Below are 1871 nucleotides of genomic sequence, written 5' to 3'. Positions count from 1 at the left end.
CAACATGCCAGTGCGGAAAACCGTGCGGCTTTTTCCGCCTTATCCGGTTTACCCAGCGCGCTGCCTGCATCAGTGTCTTAAGCTGTTTGTATTTCGATTTACCCCACCGACTCAATCGCTTGTCAAAGTGGAATAATACATTTCGGATAATGCTGCTTCCAAACAGGCTGTAGTAGTTCAACCAGCCTTGTAGCCTGTTGCTACAGTAACTACGGATATCCGTCAGCTCTTTCTGATACCAGTATCTCCAGGGCCAGCTGTTGATTTCCTTGCGGATGCGCTTGGCCGATTTCTGGCTCACCGCCGCGATAAAATACAGGCCCTGTTTTCCTTGCCTTGTCTTGATCCACCGGGGTCTGAACGTATAGCCCAGAAAGTCAAAGCTGATGTGTTCATAGTCCCCTGTGCGGTGGCCGCCTTTGCAGTACACTATTTTGGTCTTGTCTGGGTGTAGTTGCAGGCCGCATTGGGTAAAGCGCTTCTCCAATAACTGCTTGAGTCGTTGCGCCTCTCTTTCGCTCGAACAGTGGCAGACAATATCATCTGCATAGCGTTCGAACTGGATACCACCCCAATGCTTTTCCACCCAAATGTCAAAGACATAGTGCAGAAACAGATTGGCGAGCAATGGGCTGATCACACCGCCTTGAGGGGTTCCTCTATGGCGATTTTCCTTGTGACCATCCGCGTATTGAACCGGTGCTTCCAGCCAGCGTTGGATATACAGTAGCTGCCAAGGTTCTTTAACGTGCCGTTTCACTGCCCGCATCAGCAGGTCGTGATCGATCGCATCAAAGAATCCTTTGATATCCATGTCCAGCACCCAGGCACGTCGTCCGCAATGCTGTTTGGCTGCTCGCAGCGCCTGGTGTGCGGACTTGCCGGGCCGGTAGCCATAGGAGCTGGGATGAAAGTGCTTCTCCAGCTCGGGTTCAATGTGCAGTTTTACGACCATTTGGGCAATTCGGTCAGCAACCGTCGGGATGCCCAGCGGTCGTACGCCACCACCGGATTTCGGTATTTCTACCCGTAGTACCGGTGGTGGTTGGTAACTGCCCGAAGACAAACGATTCCACAGCTTGTAAAGGTTGTCCTTCAGGTTAACTTCGAAGTCATTCAGACTTCGGGCGTCGACCCCGGCACTCCCTTTGTTGGCTTTGACTCGTTTGTATGCTTCAAAGACAAGATGTTTCGAGATGTGAAAAGGTTTTGTTTTATGAGGACGGTTCCTCCCACGCTGTGGTTGACCGCCTTCACTCAACTGGACAGGCCATCCCCTTTGCTCCACCCCCATTACAGAAGCTTCATCACTACTACGGGATAGTCCGCCCCTGTGCCCTGCATCGGTACTCTCACGATGTGGTTCTCCCACTACCGCTTCTCCCTTGTCATCAGGACGACAGGTTCTCATGTTCCGGACCAAAGCCTGTTCTGAATTCATGCCATCTCCATGCCGACTGCCATTTCGCCCGTTTCCAGATCACGTCGAAACTCGTCCCGGAAATACGCTCGGTCCCCGGTTTTGACAGTGTTTATACATATCGACACCTCATCAATGGTTCATTTGCATTCATCTCTTCAGAACACACATGACAGATTCTCTTTCTGCCTTTTCCCTATCGCTCACGACCCGTGCTCTTAACAAAGGCCGCATAGGGTTGTTTGATTCCAGTATCTGGCTACCGGAACCGAGGGGCCTTCCCTCATCTTTGGTACAGCATGAATATCTCACGACATTCTTCATGACACACAAGCGCAGCGAGAAGCGATAGAAAGCATCTCCATGGACATGTGGCCAGCCTTCATCAACGCCACACTGGAAAGCCTGCCCAAAGTGGAGGATAAGATCGCCTTTGACAAGTTTCATGTCG

The 1871-nt window shown here is 51.5% G+C and carries 2 protein-coding genes; one reads left to right on the top strand and one right to left on the bottom strand.

The genetic code is table 11. The features are described 5' to 3' along the window. The coding region (gene ltrA, locus ACOCD2_RS18260) for a group II intron reverse transcriptase/maturase (protein ID WP_419625866.1) at positions 1-1441 on the bottom strand (1441 nt) is incomplete at its 3' end. A gap of 342 nt (positions 1442-1783) precedes the next feature. Here ltrA and ACOCD2_RS18255 point away from each other — a divergent pair. Beyond that, the coding region (locus tag ACOCD2_RS18255; protein WP_374209445.1) for a transposase at positions 1784-1871 on the top strand (88 nt) is incomplete at its 3' end.

Source organism: Thiolapillus sp. (genome assembly GCF_048562965.1).
Lineage (GTDB): Bacteria > Pseudomonadota > Gammaproteobacteria > Chromatiales > Chromatiaceae > Thiolapillus > Thiolapillus brandeum_A.
Note: the sequence above shows the minus strand (reverse complement) of the source record. Positions and strands in the feature narration are given on the sequence as shown.